20 protein-coding genes and 2 tRNA genes are annotated in these 25,456 nt (G+C 73.1%); 19 read left to right on the top strand and 3 right to left on the bottom strand.

The window, feature by feature from the left end:
• Positions 1 to 144: 144 nt before the first annotated feature.
• The 9 genes from ACFVYL_RS15795 (at position 145) to ACFVYL_RS15755 (ending at position 9,312) form a co-directional block, all read left to right on the top strand.
• On the top strand, positions 145 to 456 hold the full coding sequence (locus ACFVYL_RS15795) for a hypothetical protein (protein ID WP_389715969.1): 312 nt from the start codon (positions 145 to 147) through the stop codon (positions 454 to 456).
• Positions 457 to 765: 309 nt separating this feature from the next.
• A complete protein-coding gene (locus ACFVYL_RS15790) occupies positions 766 to 2,019 on the top strand; it encodes an acyl-CoA dehydrogenase family protein (protein ID WP_389715966.1) in 1,254 nt (417 codons plus the stop codon).
• Positions 2,016 to 2,966, top strand: a complete 951-nt coding sequence (locus tag ACFVYL_RS15785) for a bifunctional MaoC family dehydratase N-terminal/OB-fold nucleic acid binding domain-containing protein (RefSeq protein WP_389715963.1) — start codon at positions 2,016 to 2,018, stop codon at positions 2,964 to 2,966. Before ACFVYL_RS15790 ends, ACFVYL_RS15785 begins: the two co-directional genes overlap by 4 nt.
• Before the next feature lies 1 nt (position 2,967).
• Entirely contained in the window at positions 2,968 to 4,155 is a 1,188-nt protein-coding gene (locus ACFVYL_RS15780) for an acyl-CoA dehydrogenase family protein (RefSeq protein ID WP_389715961.1), read from the top strand.
• Positions 4,156 to 4,199: 44 nt separating this feature from the next.
• Positions 4,200 to 4,607 carry a MaoC family dehydratase gene (locus tag ACFVYL_RS15775; protein WP_389716388.1) on the top strand — a complete coding sequence of 136 codons (408 nt, stop codon included), beginning with the start codon at positions 4,200 to 4,202 and terminating at the stop codon, positions 4,605 to 4,607.
• On the top strand, positions 4,604 to 5,770 hold the full coding sequence (locus ACFVYL_RS15770) for a lipid-transfer protein (RefSeq protein WP_389715958.1): 1,167 nt from the start codon (positions 4,604 to 4,606) through the stop codon (positions 5,768 to 5,770). The genes ACFVYL_RS15775 and ACFVYL_RS15770 overlap by 4 nt, the downstream gene beginning before the upstream one ends.
• Before the next feature lie 52 nt (positions 5,771 to 5,822).
• Positions 5,823 to 6,689, top strand: coding sequence for a DUF1906 domain-containing protein (locus ACFVYL_RS15765; protein WP_389715955.1), 867 nt, complete (start codon positions 5,823 to 5,825; stop codon positions 6,687 to 6,689).
• A 195-nt stretch (positions 6,690 to 6,884) separates the two neighbouring features.
• Positions 6,885 to 7,466, top strand: coding sequence for a SigE family RNA polymerase sigma factor (locus tag ACFVYL_RS15760; protein ID WP_389715953.1), 582 nt, complete (start codon positions 6,885 to 6,887; stop codon positions 7,464 to 7,466).
• 196 nt (positions 7,467 to 7,662) lie between these two features.
• Positions 7,663 to 9,312 (top strand): long-chain fatty acid--CoA ligase, encoded by a 1,650-nt coding sequence (locus tag ACFVYL_RS15755; RefSeq protein WP_389715950.1) that lies wholly within the window; start codon positions 7,663 to 7,665, stop codon positions 9,310 to 9,312.
• On the opposite strand, the gene ACFVYL_RS15750 is transcribed toward ACFVYL_RS15755, so the two are convergent.
• Entirely contained in the window at positions 9,299 to 10,636 is a 1,338-nt protein-coding gene (locus ACFVYL_RS15750; protein WP_389715948.1) for an MFS transporter, read from the bottom strand. The genes ACFVYL_RS15755 and ACFVYL_RS15750 overlap by 14 nt on opposite strands.
• Before the next feature lie 141 nt (positions 10,637 to 10,777).
• Between ACFVYL_RS15750 and ACFVYL_RS15745 the strand changes: the two genes are divergently transcribed.
• The gene (locus ACFVYL_RS15745) at positions 10,778 to 11,353 is read left to right on the top strand and encodes a TetR family transcriptional regulator (RefSeq protein ID WP_389715945.1); all 576 of its coding nucleotides are present in this window, start codon (positions 10,778 to 10,780) and stop codon (positions 11,351 to 11,353) included.
• Between the two features lie 117 nt (positions 11,354 to 11,470).
• On the opposite strand, the gene ACFVYL_RS15740 is transcribed toward ACFVYL_RS15745, so the two are convergent.
• Together ACFVYL_RS15740 and ACFVYL_RS15735 are read right to left on the bottom strand one after the other, a co-directional pair.
• Entirely contained in the window at positions 11,471 to 15,931 is a 4,461-nt protein-coding gene (locus ACFVYL_RS15740; RefSeq protein ID WP_389715944.1) for a PAS domain-containing protein, read from the bottom strand.
• Between the two features lie 167 nt (positions 15,932 to 16,098).
• Positions 16,099 to 16,521 (bottom strand): SSI family serine proteinase inhibitor, encoded by a 423-nt coding sequence (locus ACFVYL_RS15735; RefSeq protein ID WP_389715942.1) that lies wholly within the window; start codon positions 16,519 to 16,521, stop codon positions 16,099 to 16,101.
• Between the two features lie 219 nt (positions 16,522 to 16,740).
• On the opposite strand from ACFVYL_RS15735, the gene ACFVYL_RS15730 reads away from it, so the two are divergent.
• The 9 genes from ACFVYL_RS15730 to ACFVYL_RS15690 all read left to right on the top strand — a co-directional run bounded on the left by ACFVYL_RS15730 (position 16,741) and on the right by ACFVYL_RS15690 (position 25,439).
• Positions 16,741 to 16,831 (top strand) — tRNA-Ser (locus tag ACFVYL_RS15730).
• A 174-nt stretch (positions 16,832 to 17,005) separates the two neighbouring features.
• Positions 17,006 to 17,078 (top strand) — tRNA-Arg (locus ACFVYL_RS15725).
• 107 nt (positions 17,079 to 17,185) lie between these two features.
• Complete coding sequence (locus ACFVYL_RS15720; protein ID WP_389715941.1) at positions 17,186 to 18,070, top strand: DUF2797 domain-containing protein; 885 nt, start codon at positions 17,186 to 17,188, stop codon at positions 18,068 to 18,070.
• 128 nt (positions 18,071 to 18,198) lie between these two features.
• Positions 18,199 to 18,543, top strand: coding sequence for an antibiotic biosynthesis monooxygenase family protein (locus tag ACFVYL_RS15715; protein WP_389715939.1), 345 nt, complete (start codon positions 18,199 to 18,201; stop codon positions 18,541 to 18,543).
• Positions 18,530 to 19,447, top strand: coding sequence for an amidohydrolase family protein (locus tag ACFVYL_RS15710; RefSeq protein WP_389715938.1), 918 nt, complete (start codon positions 18,530 to 18,532; stop codon positions 19,445 to 19,447). Before ACFVYL_RS15715 ends, ACFVYL_RS15710 begins: the two co-directional genes overlap by 14 nt.
• A 105-nt stretch (positions 19,448 to 19,552) precedes the next feature.
• The gene (locus ACFVYL_RS15705; RefSeq protein WP_389715936.1) at positions 19,553 to 20,302 is read left to right on the top strand and encodes a response regulator transcription factor; all 750 of its coding nucleotides are present in this window, start codon (positions 19,553 to 19,555) and stop codon (positions 20,300 to 20,302) included.
• A gap of 18 nt (positions 20,303 to 20,320) precedes the next feature.
• The gene (locus ACFVYL_RS15700; RefSeq protein ID WP_389715935.1) at positions 20,321 to 21,988 is read left to right on the top strand and encodes a sensor histidine kinase; all 1,668 of its coding nucleotides are present in this window, start codon (positions 20,321 to 20,323) and stop codon (positions 21,986 to 21,988) included.
• 26 nt (positions 21,989 to 22,014) lie between these two features.
• Positions 22,015 to 23,355, top strand: a complete 1,341-nt coding sequence (locus ACFVYL_RS15695) for a glycosyltransferase (protein ID WP_389715934.1) — start codon at positions 22,015 to 22,017, stop codon at positions 23,353 to 23,355.
• Complete coding sequence (locus tag ACFVYL_RS15690) at positions 23,352 to 25,439, top strand: ArnT family glycosyltransferase (RefSeq protein WP_389715933.1); 2,088 nt, start codon at positions 23,352 to 23,354, stop codon at positions 25,437 to 25,439. The genes ACFVYL_RS15695 and ACFVYL_RS15690 overlap by 4 nt, the downstream gene beginning before the upstream one ends.
• The last annotated feature ends 17 nt before the right edge of the window (positions 25,440 to 25,456 follow it).

The raw sequence follows: 25,456 nt of genomic DNA, 5'->3' as shown, positions 1-25,456 counted from the left end.
TTCGCCGGGGATTCGGTGGGCAACTCTGGAGTCGCGACGCCGCACAGAACTCCAAGGCGGTCGGCCAACTGCCTTGGGAAAAGCCGCACTTCGGGTACGCCCGGCTGAAAGCCGGTGTGTACCTCCTGCTCTGGAGGAATTGACATGGCAAGCATCCGTACCGCCCGCATCATCGCCGCCGCCGCTGCCGTACCGCTGGCTGCGGCGCTCTTCTCGGGCGTCGCGATGGCCGACAACGGAGCCTTCGCGAACAACGGATCCAATGCGGGCGTGGCGACCGTGAACGGCAGCGGCGTCGGCCACAACAACAACGGCAACTCGTCCACGACGCAGCAGCAGGCCGTCGGCAACGGCGCCTCCAACCAGAGCAACACCGCCCAGGTGAACGGTTCCGCGTTCACGGCGATCGACCAGTCGAACGAGAACATCGCGGTCAACTTCACCGAACTCTGGTGAGCCGACGGCCCCCGGAGTCGCTCGGGACGACTCCAAGGGGCGTGCGCTGTGGGGTGTGACGTCCTGTGCGGCGGTGCTTCGGCGTCGCCGCACAGGCGTGTTTGGGGGTACCGCGCAGGCGTGCTCGGGGGGCGTCGCCTTCAGAAGGCGTCCAGGCCCGGCGTTCAGGTCAGGCGTCCAGGTCCGGCTTCGGCGGCCCACGTCCCTACGCGTCGGCGGCGGGTGATCTCTTGACACCGGGACGGTATCTGACGGACAGTCAGAAACCCTGTCGGTACGAGATAGACCCGAGACGGAGAGGCCGCCACCGTGCACCTCGCCCCCACCGAACGCCAGCGCCGACTCCGCGCCGAACTGCGCACGTACTTCCGGGACGTGATGCCCGAGGGGCCGCCCGCCGCGACGGACGGGCGGGCCCAGCGCCGCCTGCTGCGGCGCATCGGCGCCGACAGGATGCTCGGCCTCGGCTGGCCCGTCGAGTACGGCGGCCAAGGATGCGGCGCCGACGAGCAGTTCATCTTCTTCGACGAGGCCTACCGGGCGGGCGCGCCGGTGTCGATGGTCACCCTGAACACCGTCGGGCCGACGCTCATGAAGTACGGCACGCAGGAGCAGAAGGCCGCCTTCCTGCCCCGCATCCTCAGCGGCGACCTCGTTTTCGCGATCGGCTACAGCGAGCCTTCCGCCGGGACGGATCTGGCGTCACTGCGGACCAGGGCGGTGCGCGTCGCCGGTGCGGGTGATGTCGGTAGCGCTGGTGGGGCTGGTGGGGCTGGTGGGGCTACTGGTGCCGGTGATGGCAGTGGTGGCGACCGCCGCGGCGACGCCTGGGTCATCGACGGCCAGAAGATCTTCACCTCGAACGCGCAGAACGCCGACTGGATCTGGCTGGCCTGCCGCACCGACCCCGACGCCCCCAAGCACCAGGGCATCTCGATCCTGCTCGTGCCGACCGACGACCCCGGCTTCTCCTGGACGCCGATCGAGACGGTGGGCGGCCTGACGACGACGGCGACCTACTACGACGGGGTCCGCGTGCCCGCCGCGAATCTCGTCGGCGTGGAGAACGGCGGCTGGGGCCTCATCACCAACCAGCTCAACCACGAACGGGTGGCCCTCGCCGCGGTCGGCATGCAGGCGGAGGACTTCTACGCGGCGGCCCTGGACGCTGCGCGGACACCCGATCCGGTGACGGGCGAGCGCCGGATCGACGCGGCGTGGGTGCGGTCGAGGTTGGCCGAGGCGCATGCCCGGCTGGCGGCAACGCGCCTGCTCAGCTGGCGTCTGGTGGGTGATGTGGGCGCGGGTGCGCCGGCGCCGGGCGACGCGAGCGGCGTGAAGTTCATGGGAACCGAATCAGCGGTGGCGGTGTACCGCATGTGTCAGGAGATCACGGGTGAGGCGGGGCTGGTCCGGGCCGGTTCGCCGGGCGGGTTCGGGGACGGGGAGCTGGAGCGGATGAACAGGGCCGCGCAGATCAACACGTTCGGGGGCGGGGTGAGCGAGGTGCAGCGCGAGATCGTCGCGACGATGCGGCTCGGCATGCGGAGGGGACGGCGGTGAAGGACATCGCGTACGAGGAGTTGCAGGCGTTCGAGGGCAGGGCGGCGGAAGAGGCGGGGCGCGGCAAGGACCCGGTCAACCGGCCGATGATCAGGCACTGGTGCGAGGCGATGGGCGACGGCAACCCCGCGTACGGGGGCGCGGACCCGGTGGCTCCGGCGACGATGCTGCAGGCCTGGACGATGGGCGGCCTCTCCGCGAACGGCGGCCGCTTCCGTGCCCACGACGAGCTGTTCGCGCTGCTCGACGGCGCGGGGTACACCTCGGTGGTCGCCACCGACTGCGAGCAGGAGTATCTGCGGGCCCTGCGGCCCGGCGACGAGATCACCTTCGACGCGGTGATCGAGTCGGTCTCGGAGCGCAAGACGACCAAGCTGGGGACGGGCCACTTCGTCACCACGCGGATGGACGTCCGCGTCGGCGACGACCTCGCCGGGACCCACCGCTTCCGCATCCTCAAGTACGCGCCGGTGAAACAGCGGCCGAAGGGCGAGCGGCCCACGGGTGAGCAGCCCAAGGGCGGGCAGCCCAAGGGTGAGCGGCCCCGACCGGTCGTCAATCGCGACAACGCCGGGTTCTGGGCGGGCGTCGCCGAACACCGCCTGCTGATCCAGCGCTGTGACGGCTGCGGCGAGCTCCGCTTCCCCTGGCTTCCGGGGTGCAACGCCTGCGGATCGCCCGTGTGGGATGCGGTCGAGGCGAGCGGTGACGGCACGGTCTATTCGTACGTCGTGATGCACCATCCGCCCTTCCCGGCCTTCGATCCGCCCTATGCCGTGGGCCTCGTAGAGCTGGCGGAGGGTGTGCGGATCGTCAGCAACATCGTCGGAGTGCCGTACGACAAAGTGCGCATCGGGATGTCGGTGCGGCTCGAATTCCGGCGGGTGGACACGGAGTTGGAACTGCCGGTGTTCCGGGCCGTGGACGTGGCGGGAGGCGCGGGCTGACATGGACTTCACGCCTACGCAGGAGCAGGCGGCCGCGCGCGATCTCGCCGGGGAGATCTTCGCCGACTTGGCCACCCCGGAGCGGCTCGCGGCGGCGGGGGCCGGTTCGGACGCCGAGCTGTTCAAGGCGCTGTGCGCGGCGGGGCTGCCGGGCGCGGTGGAGGACGTCGGGCTTCTCGGCCTCGTGCTGCTCCTTGAGGAACAGGGCCGGGTCACCGCGCAGGTGCCGTTCGCGGCGAGCTGTGTCTACGGCCTGCTGGCGGTGGCCGCGCACGGCACGTCCGAGCAGCGGGACCGCCTGCTGCCCGCGCTGCGGCAGGGGAGCGCGGTCGCCACGGGGGCGCTGCCCGCCCGGGTCGGGGTCGAGGTGTCCACGGGTGGGGCCGAGGCGTCCATGGTCAGGGGTGAGGCGGCCGCGGGTGGGGGCGGGGCAGCCATGGACGAGGCCGAGGCGTCCAGGGTCAGGGGTGAGGAGGCCACGGGCGGGGTCGGGGCAGCCGCGGACGGGGCCGGAGGGCCCACGCACGGGGCGCTGAGCGGTGTGGTGCCGTGGGTGCCCTGGCTGCGGGACGCGACGCACGTCCTGGTGGCGGCGGGTGACCGGAGCCTGTGGCTGGTGCGGGCGGCCGACGCGCGGGTGGAGCCGGTCGAGCTGACCGCGCCCTGGGCGGCGGGGCGGCTCGTCCTCGACCGGACCCCCGGGGAGCGTCTCGGCGGCCCCGCGGCGTACGAGGACGTACGGGCCGGTGCGCGCACCGCCTTCGCCGGGCTGCAGGCCGGGGTGTGCGCGGGGGCGCTGGCCCGCGCGGTGGCCCACACGAACGAGCGGGAGCAGTTCGGCCGCCCCCTCGCCGCCAAGCAGGGCGTCCAACTGCGCGCCGCCGACGCGCATATGGACACGGAGGCGATCAGAGTCACGGCCTACGAGGCGGCCTGGCGCCGCGACGCGGGCCTCCCGTACGCCACGCACGCGCTCACCGCGGCCTGGTGGGCGTCGGAGGCAGGGACCCGCGTCGTGCACGCGGGCCAGCATCTGCACGGCGGCACGGGGGCCGACCTCGACCATCCCGTCCACCGGCACTTCCTGTGGGGGCGGCAGCTGGACGCGTATCTGGGCTGTGGCGGCGAAGTCCTGGAGGAGTTGGGTGAGTTGATCGCCATGGGGGACTCGGTAGGGGAGTCGGCATGACGCAGAACAGGGGACAGAACCCGAAACAGGGCGGGGAGCAAGGCATCAGGCAGGGCGAAGAGCTGCCGCCGCTGGAGATCCCGATCACCCGCACACTGATCGTCGCCGGCGCCATCGCCTCCCGCGACTACCAGGACGTGCACCACGACGCGGAGCTGGCGCGGGCCAAGGGCTCCCCCGACATCTTCATGAACATCCTCACCACGAACGGCCTGGTCGGCCGGTACATCACCGACCACTTCGGCCCCGCCGCCGTCCTGCGCAAGGTGGCGATCCGGCTCGGGGCGCCCAACTATCCGGGAGACACGATGGTGTTGACGGGGACCGTCGAGCGGGTCGACCCCGCGCCCGGGGGCGAGACGGCCACCGTCAGGGTCGTCGGGGCCAACGGCATCGGCAGCCACGTCACCGGCACGGTCACGGTGACCGTCCCCGCGGGAGGTGCCGCATGAGTGTCCGGCGGCGCGACGCTCTCGGCGGCAAGGCCGCGATCGTCGGCATCGGGGCGACGGAGTTCTCCAAGGACTCCGGGCGCAGTGAGCTCAAGCTGGCCGTCGAGGCGGTGGGCGCCGCGCTCGACGACGCGGGACTGACCCCGGCCGACGTCGACGGCATGGTCACGTTCACCATGGACACCAACCCCGAGATCACCGTCGCCCAGGCGGCCGGCGTCGGGGAGCTGTCCTTCTTCTCCCGCATCCACTACGGCGGCGGCGCGGCCTGCGCCACCGTCCAGCAGGCGGCGCTCGCCGTGGCGACGGGGGTCGCCGAGGTCGTCGTCTGCTACCGCGCGTTCAACGAACGCTCGGGCCGCAGATTCGGCTCCGGCGTACAGCGGCGCGAGCCCTCCGCCGAAGGCGCCGCGCTCGGCTGGTCCCTGCCCTTCGGCCTGCTCACCCCCGCCTCCTGGGTGGCGATGGCAGCCCAGCGCTACCTCCACACGTACGGCCTGACGCCGGACGCCTTCGGCCACGTGGCCGTCATGGACAGGAAGTACGCGGCCACCAACCCCGCGGCGTACTTCCACGGCAAGCCGATCACGCTGGAGGACCACGCCGCCTCGCGCTGGATCGTCGAGCCCCTGCGCCTTCTGGACTGCTGCCAGGAGACGGACGGCGGCCAGGCGATCGTGGTGACGAGCGTGGAGCGGGCCCGCGGCCTGCCCCGCCCGCCTGCCGTCATCGCGGCGGCGGCCCAGGGCGCGGGCCGGGCGCAGGAGCAGATGACCAGCTTCTACCGCGACGACCTGAGCGGGCTGCCCGAGATGGGGGTGGTGGCCCGGCAGCTGTGGCGGACCTCGGGTCTGGCTCCGGCCGACATCGACGTCGGGATCCTCTACGACCACTTCACCCCGTTCGTGCTGATGCAGCTGGAGGAGTTCGGGTTCTGCCCGCCCGGTGAGGCGACGGGCTTCGTCGCCGAGGAGCGGCTCCCCCTGAACACGCACGGCGGCCAGCTGGGCGAGGCGTATCTGCACGGCATGAACGGCATAGCGGAGGCCGTCCGGCAGGTGCGCGGCACATCCGCGAATCAGATACCCGACGCCGCGCGGATTCTGGTGACGGCAGGCACGGGTGTCCCCACATCGGGGCTGATTCTGGGGTCAGACGGCTGAACGCAGCGCGTGTCCCCGGTCTGTGGCGCGGTTCGGGACGTTCCCTCGCCTTATGCGTCTGAGAAAGCTGATCATTGGACTGGCCCTGGTCCTGACCGCCCTGACCGCGGACCTGTCGGCGTCACCACCGGGCATCGCGGCCGAGCACACCACGGCGACCGCGGGCGGTGCGGCCCGGCCGGGCGCGCAGGCGGCCGCCAAGATGTCGACCTTCCGCGGCCGGGCCTTCGACACCTGCATCACCCCGTCCACCGACACCATGCGGCGCTGGAAGGGGTCCGGCTACGGCGCCGTCGGCATCTACTACGCGGGCCGCGGCCGGGCCTGCAAGAACCAGTCGCAGCTGAACCACGGCTGGATGCGCGCGATGAAGCGGATGGGCTGGCGGGTCCTCCCGGTGTACGTCGGCTCGCAGTCGCCGTGCGTCGTCGCCAAGAACAAGAAGCACGTGAGCATCGGACGGGACCCCTGGGGCCGGGGAAGGAGCGAGGCGCGCGACGCGGTACGCGCGGCGAAGGCCATCGGCATCCGGCAGCAGAGCCCCCTCTACCTGGACATGGAGGCCTACACCTACCGCACGAGGAGCTGCGCCGACCCCACGCTCTCCTTCGTGAGGTCCTGGGACCGCGAAGTGCGCAGGCAGGGCTACGTCCCCGGGTTCTACAGCAGCGCCAGCGCCGGAGTGCGGCACATGGAGCTGGCTCGGCGGGCAGGTGCGCGGGACCTGCCGGCGGTGATGTGGTTCGCGCGCTGGCACACCGAGCCGGCCCTGTACCGGGAGCCCATGCTGAGCAGCCAGGCATGGCGTCCGGCCCGGCGTATCCACCAGTACGCGGGGAACGTGAAGGAGCGCCACGGCGGGCGCACACTGCTGATCGACCGCAATTACGTGCACGCTCCCGTGGCGCGCATCGGCTAGCTCGCCGCCGGGCCACCCGCTGCCCCGGTGACAGGATGCGCCGGGGCGGCTCTCGGGGGTGAACCCTCACAGGGGCGCTCCGCCGCCTCCACCTGTAGGAGGTGGAGGCAACCCCACTCGTACAACCTGAGGCGGACACCGCTTCGGGACCTGCGGCCGATCCGCAGAAGTAGGGGGCGCTTCTAGCGTGGAGCCATGACCGCATCCATGGTGTCCGTGTGCACCAGCGCATCGCAGGCCGCGACGCGGCGCTCAGGTCCGACCCGGGCCAACGGGCCCGCCTCGTACCCGTCGTTCGCGTCCTACGTACGGGCACGCCAGTCCGTACTGCTGCGCACCGCCCGCTCGCTGACCGCGAATCCGAGCGATGCCGAGGACCTGCTGCAGACCGCGCTCACCAAGACGTATGTCGCGTGGGACCGGATCGAGGACCACCGTGCGCTCGACGGCTATGTGCGCCGTGCCCTGCTGAACACGCGTACGTCGCAGTGGCGCAAGCGCAAGGTCGACGAGTTCGCGTGCGACGAGCTGCCGGAGCCCGAGGCCGCGCCGGCCGGGGACCCGGCCGAGCAGCAGGTGCTCCGTGACGCGATGTGGCACGCCATCATGAAGCTGCCGGCGCGGCAGCGGGCGATGGTCGTCCTCAGGTATTACGAGGACCTCAGCGAGGCGCAGACCGCCGAGGTGCTCGGGGTGTCCATCGGCACGGTCAAGAGCGCGGTGTCACGTGCGCTCGGCAAGCTCCGTGAGGACCCGGAGCTCACGCCCGTCCGCTGAGTCTGCGGTAGCGGCCGAGCGGGGTGGGACGCAGGGGGCGCGCGGGGCGGACGGAGCGTGGGGCGGACGGAGCGCCGCCAGGGGTGCGGCCGATCTGATCGATCATCCCCTGGAGTAGTGACATACCGAACGGTATGCGCGCAGAATCAGCGCAGCCCTTACTGCCGCGTAGGCGATGTCGCCCCAGGAGGACGCCGTGCTGAGCACGATGCAGGACGTACCGCTGACCGTCACCCGCATCCTCCGGCACGGCATGACCGTGCACGGGACATCGCAGGTCACGACCTGGACCGGCGAGGGCGCCCCGCAGCGACGCAGCTACCGCGAGGTCGGCGAGCGCACGGCACAGCTCGCCCACGCCCTGCGCGAGGAACTCGGCGTCACGGACGACGAGCGCGTGGCCACCTTCATGTGGAACAACGGCGAACACGTCGAGGCCTACTTCGCGGTGCCCTGTATGGGCGCCATCCTGCACACCCTCAACCTGCGGCTGCCCGCGGACCAGCTGACGTGGATCGTGAACCACGCCGCCGACCGCGTCATCATCGTCAACGGCTCCCTCCTCGGTCTGCTCGCGCCGCTGCTTCCGCAGCTGACGACCGTCGAACACCTGGTCGTCTCGGGCCCCGGCGACCGCTCCCTCCTTGCGGGCGCCCACCCCCGGGTGCACGAGTACGAGGAGCTGATCGCCGGCAAGCCCACCGTCTACGACTGGCCCGAGCTGGACGAGCGCGCCGCGGCCGCCATGTGCTACACCTCCGGCACCACGGGCGAACCCAAGGGCGTCGTGTACTCCCACCGCTCCATCTACCTGCACTCCATGCAGGTCAACATGGCGCAGTCGATGGGCCTTACGGACGCGGACACCTCACTGGTCGTCGTCCCGCAGTTCCACGTCAACGCCTGGGGCCTGCCGCACGCCACCTTCATGACCGGCGTGAACATGCTGATGCCGGACCGCTTCCTGCAGCCCGCCCCGCTCGCCGAGATGATCGAGGCGGAGCGGCCCACCCACGCGGCCGCCGTCCCCACCATCTGGCAGGGCCTGCTCGCCGAGCTCACCGCGAAGCCGCGCGACGTCGGCTCGCTCGGCCAGGTCACCATCGGGGGCTCGGCCTGCCCGCCGTCCCTGATGGAGGCCTTCGACCGGCTCGGCATGCGGGTCTGCCACGCCTGGGGCATGACGGAGACGTCCCCGCTCGGCACCGTCGCCCGCCCGCCGGCCCACGCCGCCGGCACCGACGAGGAGTTCGGCTACCGGCTCACGCAGGGCCGCTTCCCCGCCTCGGTCGAGGCCAGGCTGGTCGGCCCCGATGGCGAACACCTGCCGTGGGACGGCGAGTCGGCCGGCGAGCTGGAGGTGCGCGGCCCCTGGATCGCGGGCGCCTACTTCGGCGGCGCGGGCTGCGACGTCCTCAGGCCCGAGGACAAGTTCAGCGAGGACGGCTGGCTGAAGACGGGCGACGTCGGCGTGATCACCGCGGACGGCTTCCTGACCCTCACCGACCGGGCCAAGGACGTCATCAAGTCGGGCGGCGAGTGGATCTCGTCGGTCGACCTGGAGAACGCCCTGATGTCGCACCCGGACGTCGCCGAGGCCGCCGTCGTGGCCGTCCCCGACGAGAAGTGGGGCGAACGCCCGCTCGCCACGGTCGTGCTGAAGGAGAACGCGACCGCCGACTACGCCACCCTCCGCGACTTCCTCGCCGGAACCGTCGCCAAGTGGCAGCTCCCCGAGCGCTGGGCGATCATTCCCGCGGTCCCGAAGACCAGCGTCGGCAAGTTCGACAAGAAGGTGCTGCGCAGGCAGTACGCGGAGGGCGAGCTGGACGTCACGAAGCTCTGACGCGACCGGCGCCGAGGGTGTCACGGCCGCCGCCGCGTCCACGCCGGGCCGGTATCGCCGTGCTCGCCCAGCCGAGCGCGAGCCAGAGGGCGGCGACCGCGCACACGCCCGTCCACCCCCAGTGGGTGAACGCGGTGCCCGCGAGGGCCGAGGCCAGCGCGCCGCCCGCGAAACCGGCCACCACATAGGCGGTGTTGGCGACCGCCGGGGTGGAAGTGGTCGTCAGCGCCAGGGTCTGGTTGGCGACGTGGTTGGCGACCAACGCCGTGTGCAGGGCGACCGCCGCCGCGCACAGGGCCCACAGAGCGCCGCCGCCCAGCCAGAAGAGCGGCACGGAGACGGCCGCCGTGCCGTACGCGTACGAGACGACCTTGGCCGCGCCGAAACGGTCGACCAGGCCACCCGCGAGCGGTGCCACAACGGCTGCCGCGAGGCCGAAGAGACCGAAGAGGCCCGCGGTGGCGGTCGTCATGCCGTACCCCCCGTCGCCGTCGCCGGTGAGCAGCAGGGCCAGGGACGTCCACAGCGCGCTCCACGCCCCGTACATCCCGCCCTGACGGACACAGGCGCGCCGCAGGTCGGCGGAGCCCCGCACGACACCGGGCAGTTGGGCGAGACCGGCGAAGAGCGGACCCGTCCGGCGGCGGTGCTCGGCGGGCAGTACGGCGGCGGAGGCCAGACCGAGCAGCGCGGTGAGGGCGGCGGCGCCCACGAAGACAAAGCGCCATCCGAAGGCCTGGCCGACGAGGCCGCCGAGCACGCGGGCCGCGACGACCCCTGTGAAGAGGCCGGCTATGACCGCCGCGACATGGCTGGCCCGCCGGTGCGCGGGCGCCCGCTCGGCGACCAGCGGCACGAGCAGCTGCGGCACGACCGTCGCCGCGGAGGCCACCAGGACGGCGGCGGCGAGCGCGGTGGGCCCCGAGGCGGTCGCGCCCAGGGCGAGCGCCACCGCCGTGACGAGGGAGAGCGCGGCGACGAGTCTGCGGCGGTTCACCCTGTCACCGAGCGGGGCGAAGAAGAGCAGTCCCGCCGCATACCCGAACTGGGCCACCGACGCGATCCACGCCACGGCCGACGGGGTGGACCCGAAGTCGTGGGCCATCAGAGGGAGCAGCGGCGCGGCCAGATAAATGTTGGCGGCCGTCACCGCGGTGCAGACGGCGATGAGACCGAGGAAGACCCCGTGCGGGACGGGGAGAGGGCGCGGCGCCGCGCCTGTGCCTTCCCGGATGGATGCGGGGGTGGGACTGGAGGTGGAAGTGGAGGTGGAGGTGAGGGTGGAGGTGGAGAAGGTCGGGGACGGTGGTGGTGCTGAAGGCATGAGAGGGCTGTGCTCCTTCGCGTCTCCGCGACGAATGTGGCAACCAACTGGTTGGTTGGAAAAAAGTCTGCGCCTGCACGAGTCGCCATGTCAAGCAACCAACCAGTTGGTTACCCGAATGGGTTGGCCTACCCTGTCCGCATGGCAGTGAGAGACCCCGAGGCCACCAAGGCGCGGATCTTCGATGCGGCGGTCGCCGAGTTCGCGCGGTACGGCATCGCGGGCGCCCGCATCGACCGCATCGCGAGTCAGGCGAAGGCCAACAAGCAGCTCATCTACGCGTATTTCGGCAACAAGGCGGAGCTGTTCACGCAGGTTCTCGAGGCGCGCATGCTGGAGATGGCCGTCGCCAACCCCGTCGGCGCCGACGACATGGACGGTTGGATGGACCGGCTGATGGACTACCACGCCGCCCATCCCGAGCTGCTGCGCCTGCTCTTCTGGGAGGGCATCGAGTACGGCACGGACGAGCTCCCCGACGAGCGGGAGCGCCGCGACCACTACGACCGCAAGGTCGCCGTGCTCGCCGACGCCCAGGCCCGGGGCGTCATCGGGGACGAGATCCCCGCGTCCCACCTGCTCTTCATGGTGGTCGCGCTGGCCGGCTGGTCGACGGCCGTGCCGCAGATGCGGCGGATCCTCGTCGGCGACGAGGACGCGGACCGCGAGAGGTTGCGCGCCTCCATCAAGGCGGCGATGCGGCGCATAACGGCCTGAACCGTTCACACCGCCGGTGCGAACCGGCGGTGCGAACCGGCGGTGCGAACCGCCGGTTCAGACCGTCCGTTCGCGCCGCTAGTACGCGCCGCTAGTACGCGCCGCTAGTACGCGCCGCTAGTTCGTGCCGATCTTCGCCAGCAGGTCCACGATCCGGCCCTGCACCTCACTGCTGGTGGAGCGCTCCGCGAGGAACAGCACGGTCTCGCCCGCCGCGAGCTTCGGCAGTTCCGTCTCGTCGACGGCCGCGGTGTAGACGACCAGCGGCGTGCGGTTCAACTGGCCGTTCGCGCGCAGCCAGTCGACGATCCCGGCCCTGCGGCGGCGCACCTGGAGCAGGTCCATCACCACGAGGTTCGGCCGCATCTGCGCCGCGAGCGTCACCGCGTCCGCGTCGCTCTCGGCCCGCGCGACCTGCATGCCGCGCCGCTCCAGCGTGGCGGTCAGGGCGAGCGCGATCTCCTCGTGCTCCTCGATGAGGAGGACCCGCGGCGGGTGCTGCTCGCTGTCGCGCGGCGCGAGGGCCTTCAGGAGTACGGCGGGGTCGGCGCCGTACGCCGCCTCGCGCGTCGCCTGGCCGAGGCCCGCCGTCACGAGCACGGGCACCTCGGCGGCCACGGCCGCCTGCCGCAGCGACTGCAGCGCCGTGCGCGTGATCGGCCCGGTCAGCGGGTCGACGAACAGCGCTGCGGGGAACGCCGCGATCTGCGCGTCGACCTCCTCCCGGGAATGCACGATCACCGGGCGGTAGCCGCGGTCGCTCAGCGCCTGCTGCGTGGCGACGTCGGGCGCGGGCCACACCAGGAGACGGCGCGGGTTGTCGAGCGGCTCGGGCGGCAGCTCGTCGTCCATCGGCTGGGGCTGGGGCCGGTTCGCGACCTCGACGGCGCCGCCGGGGCCGTCCAGCGGCTCGGGACCCTCGTCGGCGTCCTCGTCCGGAGCGCCGATCGCGTACGAACGTCCGGCGCCCTCGGTGGTGGAAGCGATACGGGACTGGGGGTGCGCCGGGGCGTGCGGCTGGGGCTGCGGGTGCGGGCGCGCGGAGGTCTCGGGACGCTCGTCGGCCGCGGGGTCGGGGGGCGTGCCGAGCCGACGCCGCCGCCCGGAGCCACCGAGCGTGTGCGACTGCGCGGCGCCCGCCTGCGGCTGACCCGGACCGGTCTGCGGCGCCTGCGGGTCGGCAGGGGTCTCCGGTGCCGGCATCGGTCCCGCCGCGGCGGCTGCTGGCTGCCCGGGCTGCGGTGCCTGGGGCGGCAGCGGGGGCTGCGGGGGCTGCGGGGACTGCGTTGCCTGGGGCGACGGGGAGATCCGGGCGTTGCGCGGCGGCTGCTGACCCTGGCCGGGTACGGCCGCACCGGGTACGGCTGCACCGGGCTGCGGGCCGCCCTGCGGACCGGCTGCCTGCGGACCACCGCGCTGCTGGCCGATCTGCCGGCCGAACGGCACGCCCTGCCCGAGGGTCCGCACGCTGATCGAGCGCCCCTGCGTCGAGTGGGGGTCCCCGGACGGGGCCTCGGCGGGCAGCGGCTGGGCCGCCCGGTTCGGCGACGGGATGCCGTGCGCCGGAGTGCCCGCGGAGTGTGGAGTGCCCGCGGAGTGCGGGGTGCCCGCGGAGTGTGGAGTGCCCTGGGCGGGCACGCCGCCGGGCGGAGTGGTGCCGTCGGGCCACGGCTGCGGCGCGGGCAGCGGCCCGGGACCGGCGCCCCGAACGCCCTGCTGGGGCTGCGCCTTCTCCGGAGCCTGGGCACCCTCAGCGGGAGCCCCCTGACCAGGAGCCCCCTGACCAGGCACCCCAGGCACCCCAGGCGCCTGCGGGGCGCCCGTCCGGCGGGAGCGGCGGCCCGTCGGGGCCTGTGCCGGGTGAGGCTGCGGCGGCGTGTGGTCGTCGTCCCCGCGACGCGCGGCCGCCGCGTGCTGGCCGGTGATCTCCTGCGCGGCCGCGTACTCCTGGCCCGCCGCGTGCCCCGCGGGGGCGTACCCCGCGACGTCCTGGCCCGGCGTGCGGTCGGCCGCGGCGGGCGGCAGCGCGAAGACGCGCCCGCTGTTCGCCTCCTCCGCGGTGGCACGCTCCTTGGCGGCCGCCAGCGCCCGTCGCGCCCGCCGACCCGTGGGCCGCGCACCCGCGTCGCCGTGTCCGGCCCCGGCCTCGACGGCGGCGAGCTCGACACCTGTGCCGACACCTGTGCCGACACCCGGGTCGGCGCCGGACGTGCCGGACGGCCCCGAAGCCAGCGCGGGCAGCGCGTGCTGCTCACCGGCGCGCCGGGCGCGGCGCCCGGTCGATGCTTCCCCGACGGGCACACCCTGCGGCGGCACCGTCTCGCCCAAAGCGGCGGATCCGGCCGCGTGTTCGGCCGCCGTCATCACGGCGCCTTCCGTACCCTCGGCGGCACTCGGCCGCCCGCGGCGCCGTCCCGTGCCGCCAGAAGCGCCACCGGAAGCGCCACCGGACGTCTCCGGAGCCTGCGCCCCCGCACCGGGGCCACTCACGGGGCCGGCAGCCGAAGGGCCGGCCACCGCATCGGTGGGCACCGGCCCACCGAACGTCTCCGGAGAGGCCTCCGTCGCGCGCCGGCCCCTGCGCCGCCCCGTACCGGTCGGGGAGGTGGCAGCGCCCCCTTCCGTATCACCGGCGGAAGAACCCCCGGCGGAATCCGATGCCCCGGCGGAAGTATCCGAGGCCTCCGAAGCACCGGTCTCCAGGAAGGAGTCCACCGACGCGCGCCGAGCCCGCCGACGCCCGCCACCCGACGTGGCCGAAGCCTGCTCAGGCACCACGACCGAACTACCGGGAACGGCCCCCGCCCCGGCAACGGCCCCCGCCCCAGGAGCGGACGAAACCACCATCTCCGTAGAGACCGTCCCCGTCCCCGTCCCTGTCCCCGTCCTCGTTCCCGTCCCCGACCGCGACCCCATCGGTACTTCGAGAACGTACGCACTGCCGCCCATGCCCGGCACCTCGTGCGTCTGCAGTACGCCTCCGTGGGCCCGCACGATGCCCCGCACGATCGGCTCGTGCACCGGGTCTCCCCCGGCGTACGGCCCGCGCACCTCGATGCGGACCACCTCGCCGCGCTGGGCCGCGGCCACCACGATGGTCGAGTCGACGTAACCGGCCGCGGCGGCGGCGCCGACTCCCGCGCGTGCGTTGCCGGTCGCGTCGATCCCCGCGACGTCAGCGACGAGATGCGCGAGCGCCGTGGCGAGCTGTTCCGCGTCGACCGTGAGCTCTATCGGCGGCGCGTGCACCGCGAACTGCGCGCGCCCGGGGCCGATCAGCTCGACCGCGCCCTCCACACCGGCGGCGACGACCGCGTCGAGCATGACCGTCGTACGGGAAAGCTGTGCGTCGCCCGCGTCGAGGCGCTGGAAGCCGAGGACGTTGTCGACGAGCGTGGTCATCCGGGCGTATCCGGCGGACAGGTGGTGCAGGACCTGGTTGGCCTCGGGCCACAGCTGGCCGGCGTCGTCGGAGGCGAGCGCGGCCAGTTCGCGGCGCAGCTCGTCGAGGGGGCCGCGCAGGGACGAGCCGAGGACGGCGAGCAGCTGCTCGTGCCGCGCGGCCAGGGACTCGTAACGCCCCTTCTCGCGTTCGGCCAGCTCTTCGAAGCGGTCCTTCTCGCGCTCGGCGAGCGCCGCGTACCGCTCCTGCTCGGCGGCGAGGGCCTCGGCCCGCTGCTCCTCGGCGGCCTTGATCTCCGCGGCGCGCTCCTCCGCGGCGGCCCTGAGCTCCTCCGCGTGCTGGGCGAGCGCTGCCTCGTACTTCTCGGCCAGCTCGTCGTAGGGCCTGCGGTCGGTGAAGGTCATCACGGCGCCGACCAGCTGGTCCCCGTCGCGCACCGGCGAGGTCGTCAGGTCGACGGGCACCTTGGCGCCGCTCTTGGACCACAGGACCTGCCCGCGCACCCGGTGCTTGCGTCCCGAGCGCAGGGTGTCGGCGAGCGGGGACTCGTCGTACGGGAAGGGCTCGCCGTCGGCGCGCGAGTGCAGGACCAGCGGGTGCAGTTCCTGCCCGCCGAGGTCGCTGGCGCGGAAACCGAGTATCTGGGCGGCCGCCGGATTGACGAGGACGACCCGTCCGTCGGTGTCCGTCCCGACGACGCCCTCGGCCGCGGCGCGCAGGATCATCTCGGTCTGCCGCTGCGAGCGGGCGAGTTCGGCCTCGGTGTCCACCGTGCCCGAAAGGTCCCTCACGACGAGCATCAGGAGTTCGTCGCCGGTGTACCCATGGGCGTCGTACGCGGCCCTGCCGTCCTCCAGCGGGGAGCTGGTGACCTCGACGGGGAACTCGTTGCCGTCCGTGCGCCGTGCGGTCATCCGCGTGGGTTTGGTGCGCCCGCGCTCGTCGATGGTGTCCGGGCGCCGCATGGATCCGGGGATGAGCCGGGAGTCGAACCCCGGCAGCAGATCGAGCAGACCGCGCCCCACGAGCGCGGTGCCGGGTGCCTCGAACGCCTCGAGCGCGATGGCGTTGGCGTTCACGACCGTGCCGTTGGCGTTGACGAGCACCAGCGCGTCCGGGAGGGCGTCGAGTATGGCTGCGAGGCGAGCAGCGCCTCGGGATGGCCTGCTGCTCACGACGACGCTTCCTCCCTGATTACCGCTTCTTGCCGACTCGCTCAGGCCATCTTGCCCGCCGGCCCGTGGCGTGTCACGGGAGGGAGTCTACGGGGAGAGGTCGTGCGCGCGATGCCGGATGAGAGGGAGGTCGCACGCAGAACGTGTGAGTTTTCCGTACTGCCTGGTCACGGCGAGGTCGCGGGCAGCACCGGCACGAGACCGTTCCACCGCCCGATCTCGCAGCCGTTGCTGCGGTCGTACGTGGCGTCGACGGGCCGCCCCTGCCAGGTCCCCTTGATGTGCGCGGTGGCGGGTCCGCCGTACTGCATCGTGCACATCGCGTCGCGCGGCACGGGCGCGAAGGGGTCCTTGCCGTAGACCGTGACGTCGTCGAGCCGCGCGCACGCGTCGGCCGCGTCCGGGTGCGTGCCCCCCGTCGGGTGGCAATTCAGTACGTACGTCCCGTCGCTCGGGCCCCCGGAGTCGGCGACCGTCACGGTGAGCCGGTCGGTGGGGGGTGTGAGGGGCGAGCCGGCGTGGGCGGTGGCGGGGACGGCGGACAGCGCGGCGGCGGAGGCGGCGGCGGTGAGGGCGAGACGACGCAGCATTTCGGGCTCCACGGAGAAGAGGGAAGGGGGACGGTGGCCGTCCTGGGACGGGTGGCTCTACCGCTCTAACGCCGTACGCCCCCCGACGTTGCGGTGGCGCGTATCGCTTTGCCCTGCGGACCGCGGGGCTAGTACCGTGGGGGCCGCGATTGGTGACGAGCCACCCGGCTGTGTCATCATCTGCACGCAACCACCCGCGCTCGCGCAGGTGTGCAAGCTGGAGGCGTCGCCTAGTCCGGTCTATGGCGCCGCACTGCTAATGCGGTTTGGGACTTAAATCCCATCGAGGGTTCAAATCCCTCCGCCTCCGCAGCTCGACCTGGAGCCCCGGTCCACTGGACCGGGGCTCCGGTGCGTTTTCGCAGCTCACAAGGGGTCCACCGAACGGATTTCACATGGCGGCGGCAGTCATGTAATGTTCTTCCTGTCGCCGCGAACGGGCCGAAGGGCCGGGAAGCGGAGACGAGAACAAAAGAAAAAACAAGCACTCGTAGCTTAACGGATAGAGCATCTGACTACGGATCAGAAGGTTGCAGGTTCGAATCCTGCCGAGTGCACACAGCCAAGAGGCCCCCGGAGATGATCCGGGGGCCTTTTGCGTTGTCCGTGCACAAGGAAACTCGGCGGGAAGATCGGGATCAGGATCGGGATCGGGGTCGCGGGAGTGGAGTGGCGTTGCGCGGGGCTCGGGTGGCCGAGTGGGAAGCCCGTGCTGCGGTGGGCGGGGGGCCGGGACAGCGCCCTCGCGTACGGGACGGACATCGGGTTCCGGGCCGTCGGTGAGCGGCGATGCGTCGGGGCCCGGGGGAATCCGTGTCCGCTGCGGGCCGTTGTGCCGGGGCGGGCCACGCAGGCGCGCTGTCCGGAGTGCGCGCGGCTCGACCGGGCGTTCTCGGTGGCGGCGGACGGCGTGCCCGACGATCCGCGTACGTACCGGGTGTACCTGGCGTGGTTCGGGCCCGGACTGGTCAAGGCCGGGATCACGGCGGAGCAGCGGGGCGGGGCGCGGCTCCTGGAGCAGGGGGCAATGGCCTTCTGCTGGCTGGGGCGGGGGCCGTTGATGGCGGCGCGGCGTACGGAGGAGCTGTTGCGGGCGGCGCTGGGGGTGCCGGACCGGGTGCCGTACGCGCGCAAGCGGGAGGTGCGCGGGGCGCTGCCCGGGTGGGCGGAGCGGGCGCGGGAGCTGGCGGAGCTGTACGGGCGGGCCGTGGGGCTCGACGGGTGGGCCGAGGCCTTGGAGCGGGTGGCGTTCGAGGCCGTGGACCACTCCGGGGCGTTCGGGCTCGACTCGGGCGGCGGGGCGTCGGACGCGGTGGTGCGGGAGCTGGTCGACGGTGGGGTCGTCGCCGGGCGCCTTGTCGCGGCGGCCGGGCCCGATCTGCATCTGGCGCTCGCGGACGGGGGCGTGCTGGTGGTCGACACGCGGATGCTCGTGGGGTGGGAGCTGGTGGCGGCCGACGCGGGGGCGGGCGTGACGGTGCCGGTCCGGGCCGTCGCGGCGGGGAGTGGCGGGAGCGGTGGGGGCGCCGAGCAGGACGGGCTCTTCTGACGGTTCGCGGCGCCCTGTCGTGCCGAGGGGACCGTTCGCTGACCGAATGGTCAAGTCTGCGCGACCGTTGGGCAAGAGACGGCGATCAGGGGTGGACGCGGGTGGGATGACGGGCCGAGTGTGGCGGCATGAGTGATCACGCGACAAGACCTGCCGGGCCCTTCGAACCGCCTTACTACGCCGTCGTCTTCTCCTCCGTGCGCACCGAGGGGGACCACGGGTACGGAGAGACCGCCGACCGGATGGACGAGCTGGTCGCGGAGGTGCCGGGGTACCTCGGCACCGACTCGGCCCGGACGCCGGGCGGCCTCGGCGTCACCGTCTCGTACTTCCGTGACGAGGAGGCCATCAGGGCCTGGCGGAGCGATCTGGAGCACCGTGCGGCACAGCGGCGGGGGCGCGAGGACTGGTACGAGACGTACGTCCTGCACGTCGCCAAGGTCGAGAGGAGCCACGGTTTTGAGCGGGAGTAGCGGCGGCAACGGAGGTGAGGGGAGCGGGGGTGCGGAGGCCGCCGAGGTGCGGCGGTTCCGGGAGCGGGTCGGGGTGCCCGGACTCATCGACGTACACACGCACTTCATGCCGGAGCGGGTGCTCAAGAAGGTCTGGGCGTACTTCGACTCCTACGCCACGACGGGCGAGGTGGAGTGGCCCATCACCTACCGGCACGAGGAGGAGCGGCGGGTCGCGCTGCTCGGGGAGTTCGGGGTGCGGGCCTTCACCTCGATGATCTATCCGCACAAGGCGGGGATGGCGGAGTGGCTCAACGGGTGGGCCCGCGACTTCGCGCGGCGCACGCCCGGGTGTCTGCACACCGCGACGTTCTTCCCGGAGCCGGGCGTGGACCGGTATGTGCGGGAGGCCGTCGAGGCGGGCGCCCGGGTCTTCAAGTCGCATGTGCAGGTGGGGGGTTACGACCCCAACGATCCGCTGCTCGAACCGGTGTGGGGCCTGCTCGCCGAGGCCGGTGTGCCGGTGGTCGTGCACTGCGGGTCCGGGCCCGAGCCCGGCAAGCACACCGGGCCCGAGCCGATCGCCCGGCTCCTCGCGCGCCATCCGCGGCTGCCGCTCGTCGTGGCGCACATGGGGATGCCCGAGTACGCCGAGTTCTTCGGCCTCGCGGAGCGGTACGCGGAGGTCCGCCTCGACACGACGATGGCGTTCACCGACTTCAGCGAGGCGCTGATGCCGTTCCCGGAGGAGGAGTCGGGGAGGCTGGCGGACCTGGGCGCGAAGGTGCTCCTCGGCAGCGACTTCCCCAACATCCCCTACTCCTACCTGCACCAACTGCGCTCCCTTGAGCGGCTGGGGCTCGGCGACGCGTGGCTGCGGGGGGTCGTGTACGGGAACGGCGCCCGGCTCTTCGGCATCGGCTGAGAGGGCCGGATCGCGGGGGCGGGGACGGGGGCAGGGCGGGGTTTCTCAGGGAATTCACAGGTTCGCGCAAGAGTGCTCTCAGAGGCGCGGCGCAGGGTGTCGCGTATGACCACGACCTCGCCCCAGGCACGTACCGAACTGCTCAGGCCGGACGGGAGCCCCGTCCGTGTACTCGTCGTGGACGACGAGGTGTCGCTCACCGACCTGTTGTCCATGGCCCTGCGCTACGAGGGCTGGGAGATCCGCAGCGCGGGCGACGGCGCGGAGGCGGTGCGGGCCGCCCGCGCGTTCCGGCCCGACGCCGTGGTGCTCGACATGATGCTGCCCGACATGGACGGCCTCGCCCTGCTCGGCAGGCTGCGCCGCGAGATGCCGGACGTGCCGGTGCTCTTCCTGACCGCGAAGGACGCGGTGGAGGACCGGATCGCCGGGCTCACGGCCGGCGGCGACGACTACGTCACCAAGCCGTTCAGCCTGGAGGAAGTGGTGGCGCGGCTGCGCGGGCTCATCCGGCGCGCGGGCGCCGCCGGCAAGCGCGGCGAAGCCACCCTGGTGGTGGGGGACCTGACCCTCGACGAGGACAGCCACGAGGTGACGCGCGGCGGGGACTCCATCCACCTCACCGCCACCGAGTTCGAGCTGCTTCGCTACCTCATGCGCAATCCGCGGCGCGTGCTCAGCAAGGCGCAGATACTCGACCGGGTGTGGAACTACGACTTCGGGGGCCAGGCCAACGTCGTCGAGCTCTACATCTCGTACCTGCGCAGGAAGATCGACGCCGGCCGCGAGCCGATGATCCACACGCGGCGCGGGGCGGGGTACCTGATCAAGGCCCCCGTGCCCGTATCCGTGTGAGCTCCGCGTGAGCTCCGTGTGAGACGCCTCCCGACACCCCGGCGGCGGCCGCGCACCCTGCGCACCCGGCTCGTCCTGTCCGCCGTCGCGCTGATCGCCGTCGTGTGCGCGGTGATCGGCACGGTCACCACCATCGCCCTCAAGTCACATCTGTACGACCAGTTGGACGGCGTGCTCGGCGACGTGGCGAAGCGGGCGTCCGGGCCCGCCGTCCTGCCGGGCGGCGGCGGGCTGCCGGGTGGTGGCGGCGACGGTCCCGGCGCGCACGACGACCCGCTGGAGTTCGTCTCACGGGGCCCGCAGGAGCTCGGCACCATCGGCGCGGAGGTGGGGCAGGACGGCTCGGTCGGGCGCGCCCTCGTCAGCACCGAGGCGGACGGCGACAGCGGCAGTCCGTTGCCGGACGCGACGCCGCTCGGCGACGACGGGACCGCCGCGCTGGCCGGCGTCCCGAGGGACGGCGAGGCGCACGACGTCGAGGTCCCGGGGCGCGGCGAGTACCGCGTGCGGTACACGACCGGCGTACGCGGCGACTTCCTCGTCGGCATCCCGACGGCCGAGGCGCAGAACACGCTCAACACGCTGATCGTCGTCGAGGTCTGTGTCACCGCGGCCGGTCTCGTCGCCGCCTCGCTCGCCGGGGCCGTCATGGTCGGTGTCGCGCTGCGGCCGCTGCGCAGGATCGCGGCGACCGCGACGCGCGTCGCCGAACTCCCCCTGCACAGCGGCGAGGTGGCGCTGCACGAGCGCGCCCCCGACGCCGACCCGCGGACGGAGGCCGGGCAGGTGGGCGCCGCGCTCAACCGCATGCTCGACCACGTCCACTCCGCTCTCGACGCGCGCCAGCACAGCGAGACACGGGTACGTCAGTTCGTCGCGGACGCCAGCCACGAGCTGCGCACGCCGCTCGCCTCGATCCGCGGATACGCCGAACTGACGCGCCGCGGGCGGGAGTCCACCGGCCCCGACACGCGGCACGCGCTCGGCCGGATCGAGTCCGAGGCCGAGCGGATGACCGGGCTCGTCGAGGATCTGCTGCTGCTCGCGCGGCTCGACGCGGAACAGCCGCTCTCGTACCGGAGCAGTGATCTCGCGCCGCTCGTCGTCGACGCCGTCAGCGATGCGCGGGCCGCGGGCCCCGATCACCACTGGCGCCTCGAACTCCCCGACGAGCCCGCCCTCGTCCACGCCGACGCCGCCCGCCTGCACCAGGTCGTCGTCAACCTCCTCGCCAACGCACGGACCCACACGCCCGCGGGCACCACGGTCACCGCCCGGGTGCGCGCGGACGGGCCGCGGGTGTGCCTGGAGGTCCGGGACGACGGCCCCGGCATCGCCCCCGACCTGCTGCCCACCGTCTTCGAGCGGTTCGCGCGCGGCGACGCGTCCCGCTCGCGCCAGGCGGGCTCCACGGGCCTCGGCCTCGCCCTCGTACGCGCCATCGTGAGCGCGCACGGGGGCACGGTGACCGTCGAGAGCGTGCCGGGCCGGACCGTGTTCGCCGTCGAGCTCCCCGCCGAGCCGCCGGCTGCGCTCCCCGCCGCGTCCCCGACCGGGCTCCCCGCCGCGTCCTCGACCGGGCTCCCCGCCGTCCCCCCGACCGTGCCGGGCGAGCGTCCCGCCGCCCTCCGCGCGGCCTCCGGTCCCACCTCACAGCCGGGCCACAGCCTCACCACACAGCCCTGACAGACCACTTGGCGAGTGTCGGCCGCATGCGAACCGACTCTTCCCCGGGTGTCCTGCCGTCGCGGGACCACCTTCCCGCCGCGTGGCGTGACGTGCCCGTCCTGGACGTCGCAATTCCGGTCTACAACGAGGAGAAGGACCTCGGGCCGTGCGTCCTGCGGCTGCACGACCACCTCGCCCGCACCTTCCCCTACCCCTTCCGCATCACCGTCGCGGACAACGCGTCCACCGACGGCACCCCGCAGGTCGCCGCCGGGCTCGCCGCCTCCGTACGGGAGGTGCGGCACGTACGGCTCGACCGGAAGGGCCGGGGCCGGGCGCTGCGCGCCGTCTGGTCCGCCTCCGACGCGCCGGTCCTCGCCTACATGGACGCCGACCTCTCCACCGACCTCAACGCACTGCTCCCGCTGGTCGCCCCGCTGATCTCCGGCCACTCGGACCTCGCGATCGGCTCGCGCCTCGCGCGCAGTTCGCGGGTGGTGCGCGGCCCCAAGCGGGAGTTCATCTCGCGGGCGTACAACCTCATCCTGCGCGGCTCGCTGCACGCCCGCTTCTCCGACGCCCAGTGCGGGTTCAAGGCCATCCGCGGTGATGTGGCGCGGGTGCTGCTGCCGCTGGTCGAGGACACCGGCTGGTTCTTCGACACCGAGATGCTGGTCCTCGCCGAGCGCGCCGGGCTGCGCATCCACGAGGTGCCGGTGGACTGGGTCGACGACCCGCACTCCACGGTCCAGCTGGTGCGGACGGCCACGGACGACCTCAAGGGCGTGTGGCGGGTGGGGCGCGCGCTCACCGTCGGCGCGCTGCCGCTCGACCGCCTCGCCCGCCCCTTCGGCGACGACCCGCGCGACAGACAGCTCGCCGGAGTCCCCGGCGGCCTGGCCCGCCAACTCGTCGGCTTCTGCGTGGTCGGCGCCCTCTCGACCCTCTTCTACCTGCTGCTCTACAGCGGTTTCCGTACGTTCACCGGGTCGCAGGCGGCCAACGCGCTCGCCCTCCTGGTGTCGGCGCTGGCCAACACGGCAGCGAACCGGAGGCTCACCTTCGGAGTACGCGGCCGGGACCGCGCGGTCCGCCACCAGGCGCAGGGCCTCGTCGTCTTCGGCATCGGCCTCGCCCTGACCAGCGGCTCCCTCGCGGCGCTCGGCGCGGCCTCGGGCGCCCCCGCGCACTCCACGGAGCTCGCGGTGCTGATCGCGGCGAACCTCGCGGCGACGGTGCTGCGGTTCCTGCTGCTGCGGGCGTGGGTGTTCCCGGACCGCCGTGAGACCACTTTGGAAGTGACGGCTCCGGCGCCCACCCCCGCGTACGGCAGCACGCACGCGCACGACACCACCGCACCCCACGACCCGAGGACCGCACGATGACGACGACCTCCCCCACACCGGCGCCACTCCGGGCGGCGCGGGGCGGGACCGCGCGCCGGTGGCCCGGCGCCCTGACCGCGCGGCTGTGGCGCGGCCGCCCCGACGACCCCCGCTGGGCGCGCCCCGCGCTCCTCGGCCTGCTGCTCGCCACCGCGCTCCTCTACCTCTGGAACCTGAGCGCGTCCGGCTACGCCAACTCCTTCTACTCCGCTGCCGTCCAGGCCGGCAGCCAGAGCTGGAAGGCCCTCTTCTTGGGCTCGCTCGACGCGGGCAACGCGATCACCGTCGACAAGCCACCGGCGTCGCTCTGGCCGATGGCACTCTCCGTACGCCTCTTCGGGCTCAACTCCTGGGCGGTGCTCGCCCCGCAGGCCGTGATGGGGGTCGCGACGGTCGGCGTGCTCCACGCGGCCGTACGGCGCCGGTTCAGCCCCGCGGCCGGGCTGCTCGCGGGCGCGGTCCTCGCGCTGACGCCCGTCGCCGCGCTGATGTTCCGCTTCAACAACCCCGACGCGCTGCTCGCGCTCCTGATGACCGTCACGGTCTACTGCGTCCTGCGCGCCCTGGAGCACGGCCGCACGGTGTGGCTGGTCTGGGCGGGCGTCGCGGTCGGCTTCGCCTTCCTCACCAAGACGCTGCAGGCGTTCCTGATCCTGCCGCCGCTCGCGGTCCTGTACGCGGTGTGCGCGCCGGTGCGCCCGCGCAGGCGTTTCGGCCAACTGGTCCTCTCCGCAGGCGCGATGGCAGTGTCCGGCGGCTGGTGGGTCGCGATCGTCGAACTGTGGCCCGCGTCCTCACGCCCCTACATCGGTGGCTCGCAGAACAACTCCTTCCTGGAGCTGACCTTCGGCTACAACGGCCTCGGCCGCATCAGCGGCGAGGAGACCGGCAGCGTGGGCGGTGGCGGCGGCCCACGTGGCGGCGGAGGTGGCGGTCAGTGGGGCGAGACCGGCATCGGCCGGATGTTCGACTCCGAGACCGGCGCCCAGATCTCCTGGCTGCTGCCCGCGGCCCTCGTCCTCCTGGTGGCGGGGCTCGTCCTCACCCGCAAGGCGCGCCGCACGGACACCGCGCGGGCGGCGTTCGTGGCGTGGGGCGGCTCGCTCCTGATGACCGCCGCGGTCTTCAGCTTCATGGCGGGCATCTTCCACCAGTACTACACGGTGGCCCTGGCCCCCTACATCGCCGCGCTCGTCGGCATGGGCGCCACGGTCCTGTGGGAGGAGCGCGCCGCGCGGTGGGTGGGCGCGGTGCTCGGCGGGACGGTCGCGGGCACGGCGGTCTGGGCGTACGTGCTGCTCGGCCGGGCCGCGGACTACCTGCCGTGGCTGCGGTGGGCGGTGCTCGTCGTGGGACTGGTGGGGGCGGTGGGGCTGCTGGTGGCGGGCCGCCTGGGCCGCCGACTCGCCCTCGCCACGCTCGGGTTGAGCCTCGCGGCGTCCGTGGCGGGCCCGCTGGCGTACACCCTGTCGACCGTGGACAGCGCGCACACGGGGTCGATCGTGACGGCGGGCCCGGCGTCGGCGGGCGGCATGGGAGGCAGGGGCGGGGGGCCCGGGGGCGGAGGTCCGGGTGGCCAGGGTGGCCCGGGTGGCCAGGGCAATGCTCCGCGGGGCGCAGCGCCTCAGGGCCGCCCCGGTGGCGGGATGCCGGGCGGCGGGATGCCCGGGGGCGGCGCCACCGGAGAGCGTGCCGGACACGGCGGCGGCATGGGCGGCCTGCTGAACGGCGCGCAGGTGTCCGCCGAGGCCGGGAAGCTCCTGGAGGCGGATGCCGGGGAGTACACGTGGGCCGCGGCGGCCATCGGTTCCCAGAACGCGGCGAGCTACCAACTGTCCACCGGTGAACCGGTGATGGCGATCGGCGGCTTCAACGGCAGCGACCCGTCGCCGACACTCGCGCGGTTCAAGCAGTACGTGGCGGACGGCGAGATCCACTACTTCGTCGGGGGCGGGGGCATGGGCGGCGGCCCGGGCGGCGGCGACGGCGCCTCCTCCGCGATCACGTCCTGGGTCGAGGCGGGCTTCAAGAAGGTGACGGTGGGCGGCGCGACGTTCTACGACCTGACACAGCCGAGGAGTTAGGCCCGGATCCCTCTCCG

The organism is Streptomyces sp. NPDC058308 (genome assembly GCF_042880275.1).
Taxonomy (GTDB): Bacteria; Actinomycetota; Actinomycetes; order Streptomycetales; family Streptomycetaceae; genus Streptomyces.
This window is presented reverse-complemented; position numbering and strand designations above follow the sequence as displayed.

Bases quoted from the DNA above. Each gene is read 5' to 3' on its own strand.
- ACFVYL_RS15795 (WP_389715969.1), top strand. From the start codon at position 145: ATGGCAAGCATCCGTACCGCCCGCATCATCGCCGCCGCCGCTGCCGTA.
- ACFVYL_RS15780 (WP_389715961.1), top strand. From the start codon at position 2,968: ATGGACTTCACGCCTACGCAGGAGCAGGCGGCCGCGCGCGATCTCGCC.
- ACFVYL_RS15770 (WP_389715958.1), top strand. From the start codon at position 4,604: ATGAGTGTCCGGCGGCGCGACGCTCTCGGCGGCAAGGCCGCGATCGTC.
- ACFVYL_RS15765 (WP_389715955.1), top strand. From the start codon at position 5,823: ATGCGTCTGAGAAAGCTGATCATTGGACTGGCCCTGGTCCTGACCGCC.
- ACFVYL_RS15760 (WP_389715953.1), top strand. From the start codon at position 6,885: ATGACCGCATCCATGGTGTCCGTGTGCACCAGCGCATCGCAGGCCGCG.
- ACFVYL_RS15750 (WP_389715948.1), bottom strand. From the start codon at position 10,636: ATGCCTTCAGCACCACCACCGTCCCCGACCTTCTCCACCTCCACCCTC.
- ACFVYL_RS15745 (WP_389715945.1), top strand. From the start codon at position 10,778: ATGGCAGTGAGAGACCCCGAGGCCACCAAGGCGCGGATCTTCGATGCG.
- ACFVYL_RS15735 (WP_389715942.1), bottom strand. From the start codon at position 16,521: ATGCTGCGTCGTCTCGCCCTCACCGCCGCCGCCTCCGCCGCCGCGCTG.
- ACFVYL_RS15715 (WP_389715939.1), top strand. From the start codon at position 18,199: ATGAGTGATCACGCGACAAGACCTGCCGGGCCCTTCGAACCGCCTTAC.
- ACFVYL_RS15705 (WP_389715936.1), top strand. From the start codon at position 19,553: ATGACCACGACCTCGCCCCAGGCACGTACCGAACTGCTCAGGCCGGAC.
- ACFVYL_RS15695 (WP_389715934.1), top strand. From the start codon at position 22,015: ATGCGAACCGACTCTTCCCCGGGTGTCCTGCCGTCGCGGGACCACCTT.
- ACFVYL_RS15690 (WP_389715933.1), top strand. From the start codon at position 23,352: ATGACGACGACCTCCCCCACACCGGCGCCACTCCGGGCGGCGCGGGGC.